The sequence below is a fragment of the Microlunatus antarcticus genome (assembly GCF_014193425.1).
GTDB classification, from domain to species: Bacteria; Actinomycetota; Actinomycetes; order Propionibacteriales; family Propionibacteriaceae; genus Microlunatus; species Microlunatus antarcticus.
Genome location: NZ_JACHZG010000017.1, coordinates 1 through 14,423 on the forward strand (window position 1 = coordinate 1; position 14,423 = coordinate 14,423).

Here is a 14,423-nt window from a genome sequence, read left to right on the forward strand (position 1 = left end):
TTCAACTACGCGCCGGTCGCCGTGCTCGTGGTGCTCGCGTTCGCGTTCGTCAGCTGGCACGTGAAGGGCAAGAAGAGCTTCATGAACAGCCCGCCCGTCGCCGAGGCCGAGCCGCCCGCCGCCGCGAGCAGCGGCAGCAGCGCCGGTTCGACACCGGGCACCAGGTGAGCGACCTGCTCGACCTGGGTCCCGACCTCCTCGCCCCGTCCGGGGGCACCGGCCGGCACGCCTTCGAGGGCTGCGTGGAGCGCCTGGCCACGGCGATCCGGCTCGGCGTCTACCCGTACGGGAGCACGCTGCCCCCCGAGCGCGAGCTCGCCGGCCTGCTCGGGGTGTCCCGGGCGACGGTGCGGGAGGCGATCGGGGCGCTGCGCTCGGCCGGCATGGTGCGCACCACGCGCGGGCGCGGCGGCGGGACCGTCGTCGACCGCGAGCCGGCCGTGCCCGGGAGCGAGCCGGCCGCCGCGGAGGCGCGACGACCCGAGCTGCTCGACGCGCTCGTCTTCCGCCGCGTGGTGGAGCCCGGTGCGTGCTTCGTCGCGGCCTCGACGCCGCTGACCACGGCCGACCTCGACGCGCTGCACGCCGCCCACGACGAGGTCCGTACGGCCGCGGGTCCCGCGGAGCACCGCCAGGCCGACGCCCGGCTGCACCTGGTCCTGGCCGCCCTCAGCGGTTCGGCCTCTCTGGTCGAAGCGGTGACACGGGTCCAGGCCGCGGTGCACGAGATGCTGCTCGCGATCCCGGTCCTGCCCGTGAACATCGAGCACTCCAGCGCGCAGCACGCGGCGATCGTCGCCGCGGTCGAGGCGGGTCGGCCCGAGCCGGCGCGCCAGGCGATGGAGGAGCACTGCGACGACACGGCGGCGCTGCTGCGAGGGTTGATCAGATGAGGGGATCCGCATGAGCACGTCCACCAGGCAGGCACCGAACGACCGCTACCTCACCGTCGACGCCCTGCGCGCCGAGGTGGCCAGCGGCGCCATCGACACCGTCGTGGTCGCGCTGACCGACATGCAGGGCCGGCTCCAGGGCAAGCGCATGCACGCCGCGTACTTCCTCGACCACGTCGTGGAGTCCGGCACCGAGGGCTGCAACTACCTGCTCGCCGTCGACGTCGACATGAACACGGTCTCCGGCTACGCGCTCACCTCGTGGGAGTCGGGGTACGGCGACCTCGAGTTCGCCCTCGACCTCGCGACGCTGCGCCGCCTGCCGTACGAGCCGGGCGCCGCGATGGTGCAGTGCGACCTCGTCCAGCTCGACCACTCCCCCGTGCCGCAGTCGCCGCGCACGATGCTGACGACGCAGCTCGACCGGCTGGCCGAGCGCGGCCTGGTCGCGCTGGCCGGGACGGAGCTGGAGTTCATCGCGTTCCAGACGTCGTACGAGGACGCCTGGAACGCGAACTACCGCGGGCTGGTCCCGGTCAACCAGTACAACGTCGACTACTCGATCCTCGGCGGCGCCCGGGCCGAGCCGCTGCTGCGCGAGATCCGCAACGCCATGTACGGCGCGGGCATGGACGTCGAGTCGGCCAAGGGCGAGTGCAACCTCGGCCAGCACGAGATCGGCTTCCTCTACGCCGACGCCCTCACCACCGCCGACAACCACGCCGTCTACAAGACCGCGGCCAAGCAGATCGCCGCGAACCGGGGCCAGTCGCTGACCTTCATGGCCAAGTACGACGAGCGCGAGGGCAGCTCGTGCCACATCCACCTGTCCCTGCGCGGCGCCGACGGGTCGACGACGTTCTGGGGCCCTTCGACAGGCTCCGGGAGCGAGGGAAGGACCCCGGAGTACGAGTCGTTCATCGCCGGGCTGCTCGCGACGATGGCGGACTTCACCCTGCTCTACGCGCCGAACATCAACTCCTACAAGCGCTTCGCCGCCGGGTCGTTCGCGCCGACGACGATCGCCTGGGGCGAGGACAACCGCACCTGCGCCGTACGCCTCGTCGGTCACGGCAAGGGCGCGCGGCTCGAGAACCGCGTCCCCGGCGGCGACGTCAACCCGTACCTCGCGATCGCGGCCATGATCGCCGGCGGGCTGCACGGGATCGACGAGGGCCTCGAGCTCGGTCCCGCGCTGGTCGGGAACGCGTACGAGTCCGACTTCCCGAAGGTGCCGCAGACGCTGCGCGACGCACGCGACGCGTTCCGCTCGTCCACCGTCGCGCGGGCCTGCTTCGGCGACGAGGTCGTCGACCACTACACGCGGATGGCCGAGGTCGAGCTGACCGCGTTCGACGCCGCCGTGACCGACTGGGAGCTGCGCCGCAGCTTCGAACGCATGTGAGGACGAGCGCACCGTGAGCACCACCACCCAAGACCGCTGGGACGTCGTCGACCCGGCCACCGAGCAGGTCGTCACCACCGTCGACCTGGCGAGCCTGGAGCAGACCGACGCGGCGATCGAGCGCGCGCACGCGGCCTTCGCGGCCTGGCGCGACGTCGCCCCCGCCGACCGCGCGCGGCTGCTGCGGGCGTTCGCCCGCGTGGTCGAGGCCCACGTCGACGAGCTCGCGGAGCTCGAGATCAGCAACGCCGGCCACACCGTCGGCAACGCGCGGTGGGAGGCCGACCAGGTCGCGCGCGTCCTCGAGTACTACGCGGGCACGCCGGAACGGCAGTTCGGTCGGCAGATCCCGGTGCCGGGCGGCGTGGACGTGACGTTCCATGAGCCGGTCGGCGTCGTCGGCATCATCGTCCCCTGGAACTTCCCCATGCTCATCGCCTCGTGGGGCTTCGCCCCCGCACTGGCCGCCGGCTGCACCGTCGTGCTCAAGCCCGCCGAGCTGACGCCGCTGTCGGCCGTACGCCTCGGCGAGCTCGCGCGGGAGGCCGGGCTGCCCGAGGGCGTGTTCACCGTGCTCCCCGGGCGCGGCCCCGTCGTCGGCGAGCGCTTCGTCACCCACCCGCTCGTGCGCAAGGTGACCTTCACCGGGTCCACGAAGGTCGGCAAGCAGGTGCTCGCCGGCTGCGCCGAGCAGGTCAAGCGCTGCACCCTCGAGCTCGGCGGCAAGAGCGCCAACGTCGTCTTCGCGGACGCCGACGTCGCCGCCGCGGCCGCCGCGGCGCCAGGCGGGGTGTTCGACAACGCCGGGCAGGACTGCTGCGCCCGGTCGCGGATCCTCGTGCAGAACTCGGTCCGCGACGAGTTCCTCGAACGCTTCCAAGCCGCGGTCGACGCCTTCGTCGTCGGCGACCCGCGGGCCGAGACGACGCAGATGGGCCCGCTGATCTCGGCGGGCCAGCGGGCGCGGGTGCAGGGCTATCTCGACGGGGTCGACGTCGCCTTCACCGGTTCCGCTCCCGACGGCCCGGGTTTCTGGGTGCCGCCGACCGTCGTGCTCGCCACGTCGCCGCAGCAGCCGGTGTGGCGCGAGGAGGTCTTCGGGCCGGTGGTCGCGGTGCTGGGGTTCGAGGACGAGGCCGAGGCGGTCGCGCTGGCCAACGACAGCGACTACGGCCTGGCCGGCTCGATCTTCACCCGCGACGTCGGCCGCGCGCTCCGCGTCGCCCGCGCGGTCCAGGCCGGCAACCTCAGCGTCAACTCCAACTCGGCGGTCCGCTACTGGACGCCCTTCGGCGGCTACAAGCAGTCCGGCCTCGGCCGCGAGCTCGGGCCCGACGCCGCCGACGCCTTCACCGAGACCAAGAACGTCTTCTTCAGCCAGGCTTGATCAACGCTCCCTGAGCCTGTCGAAGGGCGCAGGGCAAGGAAAGGAACGTGCAGTGGTGGAACGAGAGGGCCGCGTCGAGGGCCGTACGGCGGTCGTCACCGGAGGGTGCTCCGGCATCGGCTTGGCGTCAGCGCGACGGCTCGCCGGCGAGGGCGCCCACGTGGTCATCGGCGACCTCGACGAGCAGCGCGGGCCGGAGGTCGCGGCAGAGCTCGGCGGGCTGTTCGTCCGGACCGACGTCACCGACCCCGAGGGCGTCGAGGCGCTCTTCGCCGCGGCGAAGGACGCGTACGGCTCGGTCGACGTCGCGTTCAACAACGCGGGCATCTCCCCGCCGGACGACGACTCGATCCTGGTCACCGGGCTCGACGCGTGGCGGCGGGTGCAGGAGGTGAACCTGACCAGCGTCTTCCTCTGCTGCAAGGCCGCGCTGCCGTACATGCTCGACCAGGGCCGCGGCTCGATCATCAACACCGCGTCGTTCGTCGCGGTGATGGGCGCGGCGACGTCGCAGATCTCGTACTCCGCCTCCAAGGGCGGCGTGCTGTCGATGAGCCGCGAGCTCGGTGTCGAGTTCGCGCGGAAGGGCGTCCGCGTGAACGCGCTCTGCCCGGGTCCGGTGAACACGCCCCTGCTGCAGGAGCTGTTCGCCTCCGACCCCGAGCGCGCCGCCCGCCGCCTCGTCCACGTCCCGATGGGCCGCTTCGCCGAGCCCGACGAGATCGCGAACGCCGTGCTCTGGCTCGCCTCGGACGAGTCGAGCTTCGTCACGGCGAGCACGTTCCTGGTGGACGGCGGCATCAGCGGGGCGTACGTCACCCCGCTCTGAACCTCCGCCGTCAGCGGCCGGTGAAGCGAGCCGGCCGGTGCTCCAGGAACGCGGCCGTCGCCTCCGCGGCGTCGTCGGTGGCGGCGCAGGCCGTGTGGCGTGCCGCCTCCCGGTCGAGGGCGGTGGCGAGCTCCGTACGGTCGGCATCGTTGAGGTTCTGCTTGACGGAGCGCAGGGCGAGCGGTGGCTGGGCCACCAGACCGGCCGCGACCTCCCGCGCCAGGACGAGGGCGTCCTCCGCGACCTCGGACACGAGCCCGATGGCCAGGGCCTCGGCGGCGTCCACGGGGCGTGGGCGCAGGTACAGGTCCCGGGCGCGACCGGCACCGACCACCCGCGGCAGCAGCCAGGTGCCGCCGAAGTCACCCGACAGCCCGACGGTCAGGAACGCGGTGCTGAAGCGGGCGGAGCGCGAGCAGACCCGGAGATCGGCGGCGAGGGCGAGCGACAGGCCGGCACCCGCGCACGCCCCGTTGACGGCGGCGACGGTGACCGCTGGCATCTCCCGCAGCAGCTGCGCGGAGCGCATGAAGGTCCGCAACCTGCGCTCCTGCGCCGCCGCCGGAGGTGGTCCGGCCACCGCGCCGCCCACCCCGGCACGCAGGTCACCACCGGCACAGAAGGCGCGGCCGGACCCCGTGAGGACGACGACCCGGACGGTCGCGTCGTCGGCCACCACCTCCAGCGTCGTCAGGAGCTGGTCGAGAAGCGCGGCGTTCATGGCGTTCAGGGCCTCAGGCCGGTTCAGCCGGACGACGGCGAGAGGTCCTTCGACCTCCAGCCGGACCAGGGCCGCGTCGCCGACGGAGCGCTCCTCGGCCGTGGCCGTCACGCCGTGCTCGGGAGCTGGACCGACGTGGTCGTGAGGAAGTTCCGGATGCCGGCCTCACCCAGCTCGCGCCCGAAGCCGCTCGCTCCGAACCCGCCGAAAGGAGCTTCCGGGTCGAACGGTGCGCCGTTGACGCTGACCTGCCCGACCCGCAGCCGGCGGGCGAACCGGACGGCCTCGTCGCCGTCACGCGCCCAGATCGCCGCGGCGAGCCCGTACGGCGCAGCGCTCGCCAGCCGCAGGGCCTCCTCCTCGTCGTCGTACGCCTGCACGCAGAGGACGGGACCGAACACCTCGTCCCGGACGATCCCGGCGTCGGGAGCGAGGTCGGTCAGGACGGTGGCCCGCGCCCAGAAGCCCGCGCCCCGGTCCGTCGGCGCGTCCGGCCCGCCGACCACCAGCCGGGCTCCCTCGTCGAGCGCGCGCTCCAACGTCGCGTTCACCCGGTCGCGGTGCGCGGCGCTGATCAGGGGGCCGAGCCGCGATTCGAGGCTCGCCGCGCGCTCGCCGGCCAGCCGAGCCGCCTCCTCGTACACGGACCGGTGGACCAGCAGCCGGGTCAGCGCGTTGCAGGTCTGCCCGGAGTTCAGCAGGCAGCTGTTGACCGTCGCCCGCACCGCCGCCTCGAGGTTCCCCCCGGGGAGCACGACGGCCGGCGACTTGCCGCCGAGCTCGAGGGTGACGGCGGTCAGCTGCGTGGCAGCAGCAGCCGCTACCTGTGCTCCGACAGCCGCCGACCCGGTGAAGCTCAGGTGGTCGAGGTCGGGGTGACCGGCGAGGAGCGCCCCGACCTCGTGCCCGACCCCGGACAGTTGGCTGTAGACACCGGCGGGTAGCTCGAGATCGACCACCACCTCAGCGATCAGCTCCCCGAGCCGAAGCACCGCGAGCGGGGCGAGCTCGCTGGGCTTGTGCACCACGGGACACCCGGCGGCCCAGGCCCCGGCGATCTTGGCCACCGACTGGTGCAGCGGGTAGTTCCAGGGCGTGATCGCCCCGACCACGCCGACGCCGGCGTGCGTGACCTCCGAGGGCCCGCGCCGCTCGGTGAACGTCATCGTGCGCAGCCGGGCCGCCGTGGTGCGGAGCACGGTGATCGGGAGCTCGACCTGGACCGCACGGGCAACCTTCGCCGGCGTCCCGACGTCCGCGCTGATGAGCGCGGCCAGGTCGTCGACCTCTCCCGCCAGCGCGTCGGCGAGCGTGTCCAGAGCCGCAGCCCGTGCTCCCGGATCCGTCGCGGCCCACGCGTCTCGGCTGGCCAGGGCCGCGTGTACCGCCGCGTCCACCTCGACGGGTCCCTGGCGCGGGACCGTTGCGAGGAGGACGTCCCCGGCCGGCGCACGGACCTCGACCACCTCACGGTGGTCGCGGGACCAACGACCCGCGAGGAAGGTGCGTCCGGTGTCCGGCAGCGCCAGGGTCGATGTGGTGGCGGCGGTCATCGCAGCGCTCCTTCGAGGTCGTCCTGCTGGGCCCGGTCGGGGTCGCCGACCGCACCGGCGTCGGTGAGCGTGCGGATGCGGTCGTCGGCGTAGCCCAGAACCTCGGCCAGCACCCAGTCGGTGTGCTCGGCGAACAGCGGTGCGGACTGGCGGGGTCGCGACAGCCGACCGTCGAGCTCGACCGGGACGCCCGGGTGGTCGCGCGCCCCGACCTCGGCGTGCGGCAGCGCGGTGAACCAGTCGCGCGACCGCAGCTGCGGGTCGCGGAAGAGGTCGGGCCCGTTCTGCACGGGCGCGGCCGGGACCCCGGCCTCCTGCAGCAACGTGGCCAGCTCGTACTTGTCCCGGGCGGCGGCGGCGGCACCGAGACGGGCGTCGACCTGCTCGCGCGCGTCGGCTCGCAGGGCCGCCGTCGCGAACCGCTCGTCGTCGACCCAGTCGTCCCAGCCGAGCGCCCCGCAGAGGGCGACCCACTGCGGGTCCGTGTAGGCCGCGACCGCCACCCACTCGTCCTCTCCTCGCGCCCGGTAGGCGTCGTGCGGGTACGCGGTCGGGTGCTGGTTGCCGACCGTCCCGAGCCGCGCACCGTTCTCGAGGGCGTGCAGGATCTGCTCCCCGATCCAGTGCATCGCCGCGTCCCGCTGCGGCACCTCGACCCGCTCGGCGCTGCCGTCACGTCGGCTGCGGACCAGCGCGGTGACCACTGCGGCCGCACCGGCCAGGCCGCCCATCGGGTCGACGTACGCGGAGCCCGAGCCAAGTGGCTCGTCCTCGTCCTCGTAGCCGATCAGCGAGGTGATGCCGGACATCGCCTCCATGGTCTGACCCAGCCCACGGTGGTCCCGCAACGGTCCGTCGTCGCCGTAGGCCGACATCTCGGTCACGACGATGCTCGGGTTGGCCGCGCGCGCGGCCTCGAGGCCCAGGCCCAGCCGGGCGAGGGTGCCGGGCGAGAAGTTGGCGATCACCACGTCGGACTGCGCGACGAGGTCGCGGGCCGTCGCGAGGCCGTCAGGGTGCTTGAGGTCGAGCGCGGCCGAGAGCTTGCCCTGGTTCTGTGTGTTGAACCAGGCGTTGCGGTTGTACGGCCGGGCGCCGGGCACGCTGTCCGGGTAGGAGTCCGGGTGCCAGGGGTTGGTCTTGTGCCCACGCCAACCGTCCATCCGTTCGGGTCCCTCGACCTTGATCACCTCGGCGCCGAGGGCTGCGAGGAGCCTCGTGGCCATCGGTCCCGACCAGGCGGAGGTCAGGTCCACGACCCGGATCCCGGCGAGTGGACCCGTCAGACCCGCCTCGGTCCCCCACCGTGGCCTCGCCGCGGCCCGGCGTGCGGCGCGGCCCCGAGGTGCGCCGACGGGCGCCGCGGTGTGGTCCCAGACCGGCCCCAGGGTGCGTCGCCCGGCGGCGTCCTTCGTCCAGAAGCTGCGGGCCACGAGCTGCTCGTCGTGCTCGAGGTCCCCGAGCCGGCGGACGGGCGAGAGCACGAGCTTGTCCCGCAGCGCGGACCGGAGGGCGACCCGTTGCGTGAGGTCGGCCGCAGAGACGTTGAAGAGCCGCGTGGCTTCGGCGATGTGGCGCACGAAGCCCTGCCAGCTCTCGAAGGGCGGGTGGCCGTACGCCTCCGGTGCACCGAGCGCGGCGAACAGCTCGGCGAGGTTGTGGTCCGACGCGAAGAAGGCGAGCCAGCCGTCCTGGCACCGGACTCGCCCCTTGGGACGGTTCCACTCGCCGCGGGCGGCCAGGGTGTGGCTGTACGCCCACTGGGTCGAGAAGTTCTGCTCCATGGCCACCGCCGCCTCGTGGCGGTTGACCCGGACGACCGCCACAGGTCGGTCGGCCGGCCCGAGCCGCTGGGCGAGGCTCTGGGTGTAGAGCAGCAGGCCCGCGGCGTAGTCGACGCGGTAGCCGGTGCCGTAGAGCGGCTTGGCGTCGGCCCGGCCGTTGTAGTACATGGACCCGGACAGCGCCTGGTGGACCAGCTCGCCGCCGGTCCACCGCGCGTACGGGCCGGAGTCGGCGAAGTCGGTCACCACGGCGACGCTCGCGTCCGGCCATCGCTGCCGGACCCGGCGACCCTGCTCGGGGTCGGACACGAGGACGACGTCCCACCGCTCGTCAGCAGCCAGGTCGACGAGCGCGTCGACCTGGTCCGGGTGGCGACCGGCCTCCCTCTTGCCGGAGCTGAGGTGCCGGAAGAGCAGGGACCCCCCGTCCCGGTCGAACGGTCCGGTCGCCCGGGTGGGCGACCCTCCGGCCGGCTCGACCAGGACGACCTCTGCTCCCTGGTCGGCGTAGAGCCGCGCGGCGAACTGACCGGCGACGCACCGGGACAGGTCGGCGACCCGCAGCCCGTGCAGCGGCGGGGCACTCATCGGGGCATGCGCCAGATGGTCGTGTTGGCGACGTGGAGCATGGGCTCGCCGTCGGTGTCGCTCAGCAGCACGCTGTTCGTGGCGTAGGTGCGGGCCCGGCTCTCCCAGGCGGCCAAGATGCGACCCCGCGCGACCAGCGTCGAACCCGACGGCACCGGAGCGAGCTGGGTCGTGACCAGGCGCGTGAGGATCCGGGGCCCGTCGGGCCGGAAGGTCGCGTACATGATGTCGATCGAGGCACCGACCAGCTCCTCGAGCGGGACCCGGCCGTCCGGCGTCGACCCTCCGGGTCGGCACTCGACCGTCGTCAGGTCCGGCAGACCCCGGAGCACCTCGATGGAGACGTACGGCTTGTCCTCGTCCGCCGGCTCGGGCCGCACCTCGGGCTCCGGGTCGACCGAGCGCACCCCCCCGGGTGCGGTGAGCTCGGCGGACGCGCACATGACGCCGTCGGCATTGGTCAGCCACGCCTCCGCACCACCGGATGCATGCTCCGTCAGCTCGAGGCGGAGCTCGTCCTGGTCGTAGACGGGAGCGCGGAAGCGGACGTCCATCCCCCCGGCGGCCAGCCACGCCGGGCCCCAACGGGAGGACGCTGCCCGCGCCAGGTACCCGAGCAGGGTCGGTCCACCGACCCAGCCGCCCCGCAGGCCGAGCCTTCGGGCGGCACCGTCGAGATGGATCGGGTTGGTGGAACGTCCCGCGTCGTTGACCGCGTGGAGTGTCGCGATGTGCACTCGGGCCTCTCGCCTGCTGGTGCGACCGACGCCCACAACTCTTATCCGCAGGATGGATAGAATTGTGCGCCGAATGGCCAGAACGTAAGGGGAACCCGATGGACCAGTCAAGCGATCGCGCAGCGCGGACGAGCGAGGACGGCGCGGAACCGACGCGGGTGCAGTCGGTCGACCGCGCGCTCGACCTGCTGGACGAGCTGTGCGCGAGCTCGGAGAGCCAGACGGCCTCCGAGCTGAGCCGTCGGACCGGCCTGCCCTACGCGAGCACCCACCGCCTGCTCGGCGTGCTCGCCAGCCGCGGCTACGTGCGGGCCGACGACATCAAGCGGTACAGCCTGGGCCCGCAGCTCGTCATCGCCGGCTCGCGACTCACCAGCATGGTCGGGACCTGGCTGCGACCACACCTGACCGAGCTCATGGAGTACTGCGGGGAGACCGTCAACGTGGCCCGGCTCGAGGACACCCACGTGGTCTACATCGCCCAGGTCCAGTCGCGTCAGCGGCTACGGATGTTCACCGAGGTGGGGAACCGTGTGCTCCCGCACGCCACCGCGGTGGGCAAGGTGCTTCTGGCCGACCGACCCGCTCGCGACGTCGAGGACGTCCTGCGGCGGGGCGGCATGCCGGCCATGACCCGCAACACGATCACCGACGCCGCCACCTTCCTCAAGGAGCTGGACCAGGTCTCGGCGCAGGGATTCGCGGTCGACGACGAAGAGGGCGAGCTCGGAGTCCGGTGCGTCGCCGTACCGCTGCGCGGCGTCGGCGACGTGCCTCTCGCCCTGTCGGTGTCAGGACCGGCCGGTCGCCTGGCACCCGCGGTGCAGGCTCGGCTCGTCCCCCAGCTGCTCAAGGTGGCGGGCGAGATCGCCGTGTCGTTCGCGCCGCTCAGTCGGTGAGAGCACTTTGCCCGAACTCATTGACCGCACGGCCGAGCACCCCTACTGTCTTCTCCATCTAGAGATCAAGGCTATCCACATCGTGGATAGCCAATGGAGAATTCCCTACTGATCGAGGTGCAGGCGCCATGGTCGACGCCCTTGCCGGACCCCGGGAGAGCACGTCAGGCCGGCGCGCGCAGCCGCTCCGAGCCACGTCGAGGCGGCGGTCGAGGCAACGGTCGCGCCAGAACGGGGCCGCTCTGCTCTTCCTCGCCCCGTGGCTGCTGGGCCTGGTCGGCATCACCCTCGTGCCGATGGCCATCTCGCTCTACCTGTCGTTCACCGACTTCAACCTGATCCGATTCGGGACGAAGTTCGTCGGCCTCGACAACTACCTCCGGATGGCCAGCGACTCGCGACTGCTCGCGTCGGCCAAGGTCACGGCCGTCTACGTGCTGTTCTCGGTGCCGCTGCAGCTGGTCTTCGCCCTCCTGCTCGCGCTCCTGCTCAACCAGGGCCTCCGGGGGCTGTCGATCTACCGCGCCGTCTACTACCTGCCCTCGCTCCTCGGCGGCAGCGTGGCAGTGGGTCTGCTGTGGCGACGCGTCTTCGGTGGCGACGGCCTGCTCAACCAGGTGCTCGGGCTGCTGGGCCTCACGAACCTGCCGAGCTGGATCGGCGACCCCGACTACGCACTCTGGACGTTGATCATCCACCACGCCTGGACCTTCGGCTCTCCGATGGTGATCTTCCTCGCGGGGCTGCGCCAGATCCCGTCGGAGATCTACGAGTCGGCCGCGGTCGACGGTGCGGGCCTCTTCGCCCGCCTCTTCCGGATCACGCTCCCGCTGCTCTCGCCGGTGATCTTCTTCAACCTCGTGCTGCAGGTGATCAACGCCTTCCAGGCATTCACCCCGGCCTACGTGATCAGCGGGGGGACCGGCGGGCCGAACGACTCGACGCTGTTCTACACGCTCTACCTCTACACGGTGGGCTTCCGTCAGTTCGACATGGGCCGGGCGTCAGCCATGGCCTGGATGCTGCTCGCCGTGATCGCGGCGTTCACGGCCGTCAACTTCCTGACCTCAAGAAAGTGGGTCTTCTATGGCGACGAGTGAGGCCCTCACCCGACGGGTGAGCACCGCCCTGCCCCGACGGCGGGCCGCGGCGCCCGTCCGAGCCCGCCGGGCGGCGCTGGGCGCGCTGGCCCACACCGCGCTGATCCTCTTCGCGCTGGTGATGATCTACCCGCTGCTGTGGATGGTCTCGGCCTCGTTCCGGCCCGAGACCGAGGTGTTCTCCAGCCCCGGACTGATCCCGTCGGCGCCGACCCTGTCCAACTACCTGTCGGGCTGGTTGTCCCAGGGCGGATTCGGTCGGTTCTTCCTGACCTCGGGACTGATCTGCCTGGTCTCCGTCGTCGGCATCCTGCTGTCCTGCTCGTTCGCGGCCTACGCCTTCGCCCGACTGAGCTTCTCGTTCAAGCGTCCGCTCTTCGCCGTGATGCTCGTGAGCATCATGCTGCCGCTGCACGTCACCGTGGTGCCGCAGTACATCATCTTCTCCCGGCTGGGCTGGGTGAACACGTTCTGGCCGCTGCTGCTCCCCAAGGTCCTCGCGGTGGACTCCTTCTTCATCTTCCTGCTCGTCCAGTTCATCCGCGGCCTGCCGCGCGAGCTCGACGAAGCGGCGGAGATCGACGGGTGCGGGCCGGTCATGATCTTCTGGCGGATCATCCTGCCGCTGATGAAGCCCGCCCTGGCGACCGCGTCGATCTTCGCGTTCATCTGGAGCTGGAACGACTTCTTCATCCCGCTGCTCTACCTCACCGACCCCGACCTCTACACCGTGCCGCTGGCGCTGCGGTCGTTCGTGTCGGCCGACGGCGAGTCGGCCTGGGGCCAGCTGTTCGCCATGTCGGTGCTGTCCCTGCTCCCGATCTTCGCCGTCTTCCTCTACGGGCAGCGGTTCCTGATCCGCGGCATCGCCACCACCGGGCTCAAGTGAGCGGGCCCGCACCCTCCTCCGCACCAGCGCCGTCGCCAGCAGCCTTCTGAGCACCGCCACCCACACGTCCTCCGCACCACGAGCGCATTGGAGCCTCACATGTCCGGACCCACCGCAACGTCGTTCGCCCGCGCGGCCCTCTCCCGCCGCACCCTTCTGGCCGGTGCCGTCGGAGCCGGAGCGCTCTTCGCGGCCGGCTGCGGGTCCGGCTCGAGCGGTGGGGAGGCGGGCGGCCCGGTGACGTTGCGGATGGCCTGGTACGGCGGTGAGGCCCGCACCAAGAAGTACGGGACGATCCTCGACAGCTACCAGGCGGCCAACCCGACCGTCACCGTGAAGCGCGAGGCCGCCGAGTGGGACAAGTACTGGGAGCGCATCGCCACGCAGACGGCGGCGCGCGACCTCCCCGACGTCGTGCACTTCACCAACATGCAGCTGCGCGAGTTCGCCTCGAACGGCCAGCTGCTCGAGCTCAACGAGGACAACACCAAGGGCGCGCTCGACCTGTCGACCCTCGACCCGGCTCTGCTCGAGGCCGGCAAGGTCGACGGCAAGCTCTACTCCGTGCCGACCGGCAGCCTCATCCTTAGCACGGTGGCCAACCTGGGGCTGCTGCAGGGCACCGGCGTCACGCTGCCGGAGGCCGGGGCCGAGTGGACGTGGGACGACTTCCGCGAGCAGGGTCGCAAGGCCGTCGCGAAGCTCGGTTCCGGTACCTGGTTCGTGCTCGACTTCGGCAGCTCGACGCGCATCCTCACCGCGTTCATGATGAGCCGGGGCAAGACGCTGTTCGACGTCGCCCAGCAGCCGCCCTCCCTGGGCTTCGAGCGCCAGGACCTCGTCGACTGGCTCGCCTACTGGGAGGGGCTGCGCCAGGACGGCATCGCTCCCCCGCCGAGCGTCACCGCCGAGCAGCAGGGCCTGCCGTTCGAGGCCGACCTCTTCGCCAAGGAGAAGGCGGCCGTCTACCTGCACACCAGCAACACGCTGACGAACTACCAGAAGTACACGAAGGGCGAGCTGGTGCTCCGGCGGCTGCCCCACGCCGCCGGCGGGTCGGCGGCGGTCGACTACTTCTTCAGCGTCTCCATGGCCGTGCCCGCCTCCTCCAAGAACCCGCAGGAGGCGGCCAAGGTGATCAGCTACTTCCTCAACGACCCGACCGCGGTCCAGACGTACGCGGGCGAGTTCGGTCCGCCCGGATCCGCCGCCGGGCGCGAGATCCTCCGGAAGGCCGCCCAGGTCGACGGGCAGAAGGTCATCGACTTCACCGACTCCGAGATCAAGCTGGGAGCCGTCGCCGACCAGAACTGGCCCCGCGGCGGCCAGCAGCTCAACGACGTCGTCCTGGGGCAGGCGAACGACCAGGTCGCCTTCGGCAAGGCCAGCCCCGAGGCCGCGGCCGACGAGGCGCTCGCCAAGCTGAAGGACGCGCTGTCACGATGAAGATCACCAGCGTCACGACGACGGTCAGCTCCGTCGCCAAGGACCACCCGGTGCGTGACGCGATCCAGACCCTGGACCGCGACGGGCGCTGCCTCGTCCGGATCGAGACCGACGACGGCGTCGTCGGGGAGAGCAGCACCTACTTCGGCCGCGAGGAGGCGTCACCCGCGCTGCTCGCGCACCTGGTCGACG

General features: G+C 71.9%; 13 protein-coding genes. 9 read left to right on the forward strand and 4 right to left on the reverse strand.

Annotated features, from left to right (window positions below):
* Positions 1 to 164 precede the first annotated feature (164 nt).
* The 4 genes from FHX39_RS20410 to FHX39_RS20425 are packed head-to-tail and all read left to right on the forward strand — an operon-like array spanning position 165 to position 4,514.
* A complete protein-coding gene (locus tag FHX39_RS20410) occupies positions 165 to 893 on the forward strand; it encodes a FadR/GntR family transcriptional regulator (RefSeq protein WP_183342368.1) in 729 nt (242 codons plus the stop codon).
* Positions 894 to 903: 10 nt separating this feature from the next.
* Complete coding sequence (locus tag FHX39_RS20415; RefSeq protein ID WP_183342370.1) at positions 904 to 2,298, forward strand: glutamine synthetase family protein; 1,395 nt, start codon at positions 904 to 906, stop codon at positions 2,296 to 2,298.
* 13 nt (positions 2,299 to 2,311) lie between these two features.
* Complete coding sequence (locus tag FHX39_RS20420; RefSeq protein WP_183342781.1) at positions 2,312 to 3,685, forward strand: aldehyde dehydrogenase family protein; 1,374 nt, start codon at positions 2,312 to 2,314, stop codon at positions 3,683 to 3,685.
* Between the two features lie 52 nt (positions 3,686 to 3,737).
* Positions 3,738 to 4,514 (forward strand): 3-oxoacyl-ACP reductase, encoded by a 777-nt coding sequence (locus FHX39_RS20425; protein ID WP_183342783.1) that lies wholly within the window; start codon positions 3,738 to 3,740, stop codon positions 4,512 to 4,514.
* A 10-nt stretch (positions 4,515 to 4,524) separates the two neighbouring features.
* On the opposite strand, the gene FHX39_RS20430 is transcribed toward FHX39_RS20425, so the two are convergent.
* From FHX39_RS20430 to FHX39_RS20445, 4 genes are read right to left on the reverse strand one after another with little or no spacing between them, the layout of a single operon-like run.
* Positions 4,525 to 5,346, reverse strand: a complete 822-nt coding sequence (locus FHX39_RS20430) for an enoyl-CoA hydratase/isomerase family protein (protein ID WP_183342785.1) — start codon at positions 5,344 to 5,346, stop codon at positions 4,525 to 4,527.
* Entirely contained in the window at positions 5,343 to 6,788 is a 1,446-nt protein-coding gene (locus FHX39_RS20435; protein ID WP_183342787.1) for an aldehyde dehydrogenase family protein, read from the reverse strand. Before FHX39_RS20435 ends, FHX39_RS20430 begins: the two co-directional genes overlap by 4 nt.
* Positions 6,785 to 9,160, reverse strand: a complete 2,376-nt coding sequence (locus FHX39_RS20440) for a CoA transferase (protein ID WP_183342789.1) — start codon at positions 9,158 to 9,160, stop codon at positions 6,785 to 6,787. Before FHX39_RS20440 ends, FHX39_RS20435 begins: the two co-directional genes overlap by 4 nt.
* Positions 9,157 to 9,897: a hotdog family protein gene (locus FHX39_RS20445; RefSeq protein ID WP_183342791.1), complete on the reverse strand. Its 741-nt coding sequence runs from the start codon at positions 9,895 to 9,897 to the stop codon at positions 9,157 to 9,159. Before FHX39_RS20445 ends, FHX39_RS20440 begins: the two co-directional genes overlap by 4 nt.
* Before the next feature lie 98 nt (positions 9,898 to 9,995).
* Here FHX39_RS20445 and FHX39_RS20450 point away from each other — a divergent pair, with 98 nt between their 5' ends.
* From FHX39_RS20450 to FHX39_RS20470, 5 genes are all read left to right on the forward strand, one after another.
* Positions 9,996 to 10,796, forward strand: a complete 801-nt coding sequence (locus FHX39_RS20450; RefSeq protein ID WP_183342793.1) for an IclR family transcriptional regulator — start codon at positions 9,996 to 9,998, stop codon at positions 10,794 to 10,796.
* Positions 10,797 to 10,924: 128 nt separating this feature from the next.
* Positions 10,925 to 11,896, forward strand: coding sequence for a carbohydrate ABC transporter permease (locus tag FHX39_RS20455; protein ID WP_183342795.1), 972 nt, complete (start codon positions 10,925 to 10,927; stop codon positions 11,894 to 11,896).
* A complete protein-coding gene (locus tag FHX39_RS20460) occupies positions 11,883 to 12,785 on the forward strand; it encodes a carbohydrate ABC transporter permease (RefSeq protein ID WP_183342797.1) in 903 nt (300 codons plus the stop codon). Before FHX39_RS20455 ends, FHX39_RS20460 begins: the two co-directional genes overlap by 14 nt.
* Positions 12,786 to 12,884: 99 nt before the next feature.
* Entirely contained in the window at positions 12,885 to 14,231 is a 1,347-nt protein-coding gene (locus FHX39_RS20465) for an ABC transporter substrate-binding protein (protein ID WP_183342799.1), read from the forward strand.
* Positions 14,228 to 14,423, forward strand: a 196-nt coding sequence (locus FHX39_RS20470; RefSeq protein WP_198424114.1) for a hypothetical protein, incomplete at its 3' end; no start/stop codon positions are given. The genes FHX39_RS20465 and FHX39_RS20470, both read left to right, overlap by 4 nt.

Coding starts and splice junctions, on each gene's coding strand:
- FHX39_RS20415 (WP_183342370.1), top strand. CDS start 904: ATGAGCACGTCCACCAGGCAGGCACCGAACGACCGCTACCTCACCGTC.
- FHX39_RS20435 (WP_183342787.1), bottom strand. CDS start 6,788: ATGACCGCCGCCACCACATCGACCCTGGCGCTGCCGGACACCGGACGC.
- FHX39_RS20440 (WP_183342789.1), bottom strand. CDS start 9,160: ATGAGTGCCCCGCCGCTGCACGGGCTGCGGGTCGCCGACCTGTCCCGG.
- FHX39_RS20450 (WP_183342793.1), top strand. CDS start 9,996: ATGGACCAGTCAAGCGATCGCGCAGCGCGGACGAGCGAGGACGGCGCG.
- FHX39_RS20455 (WP_183342795.1), top strand. CDS start 10,925: ATGGTCGACGCCCTTGCCGGACCCCGGGAGAGCACGTCAGGCCGGCGC.
- FHX39_RS20460 (WP_183342797.1), top strand. CDS start 11,883: ATGGCGACGAGTGAGGCCCTCACCCGACGGGTGAGCACCGCCCTGCCC.
- FHX39_RS20465 (WP_183342799.1), top strand. CDS start 12,885: ATGTCCGGACCCACCGCAACGTCGTTCGCCCGCGCGGCCCTCTCCCGC.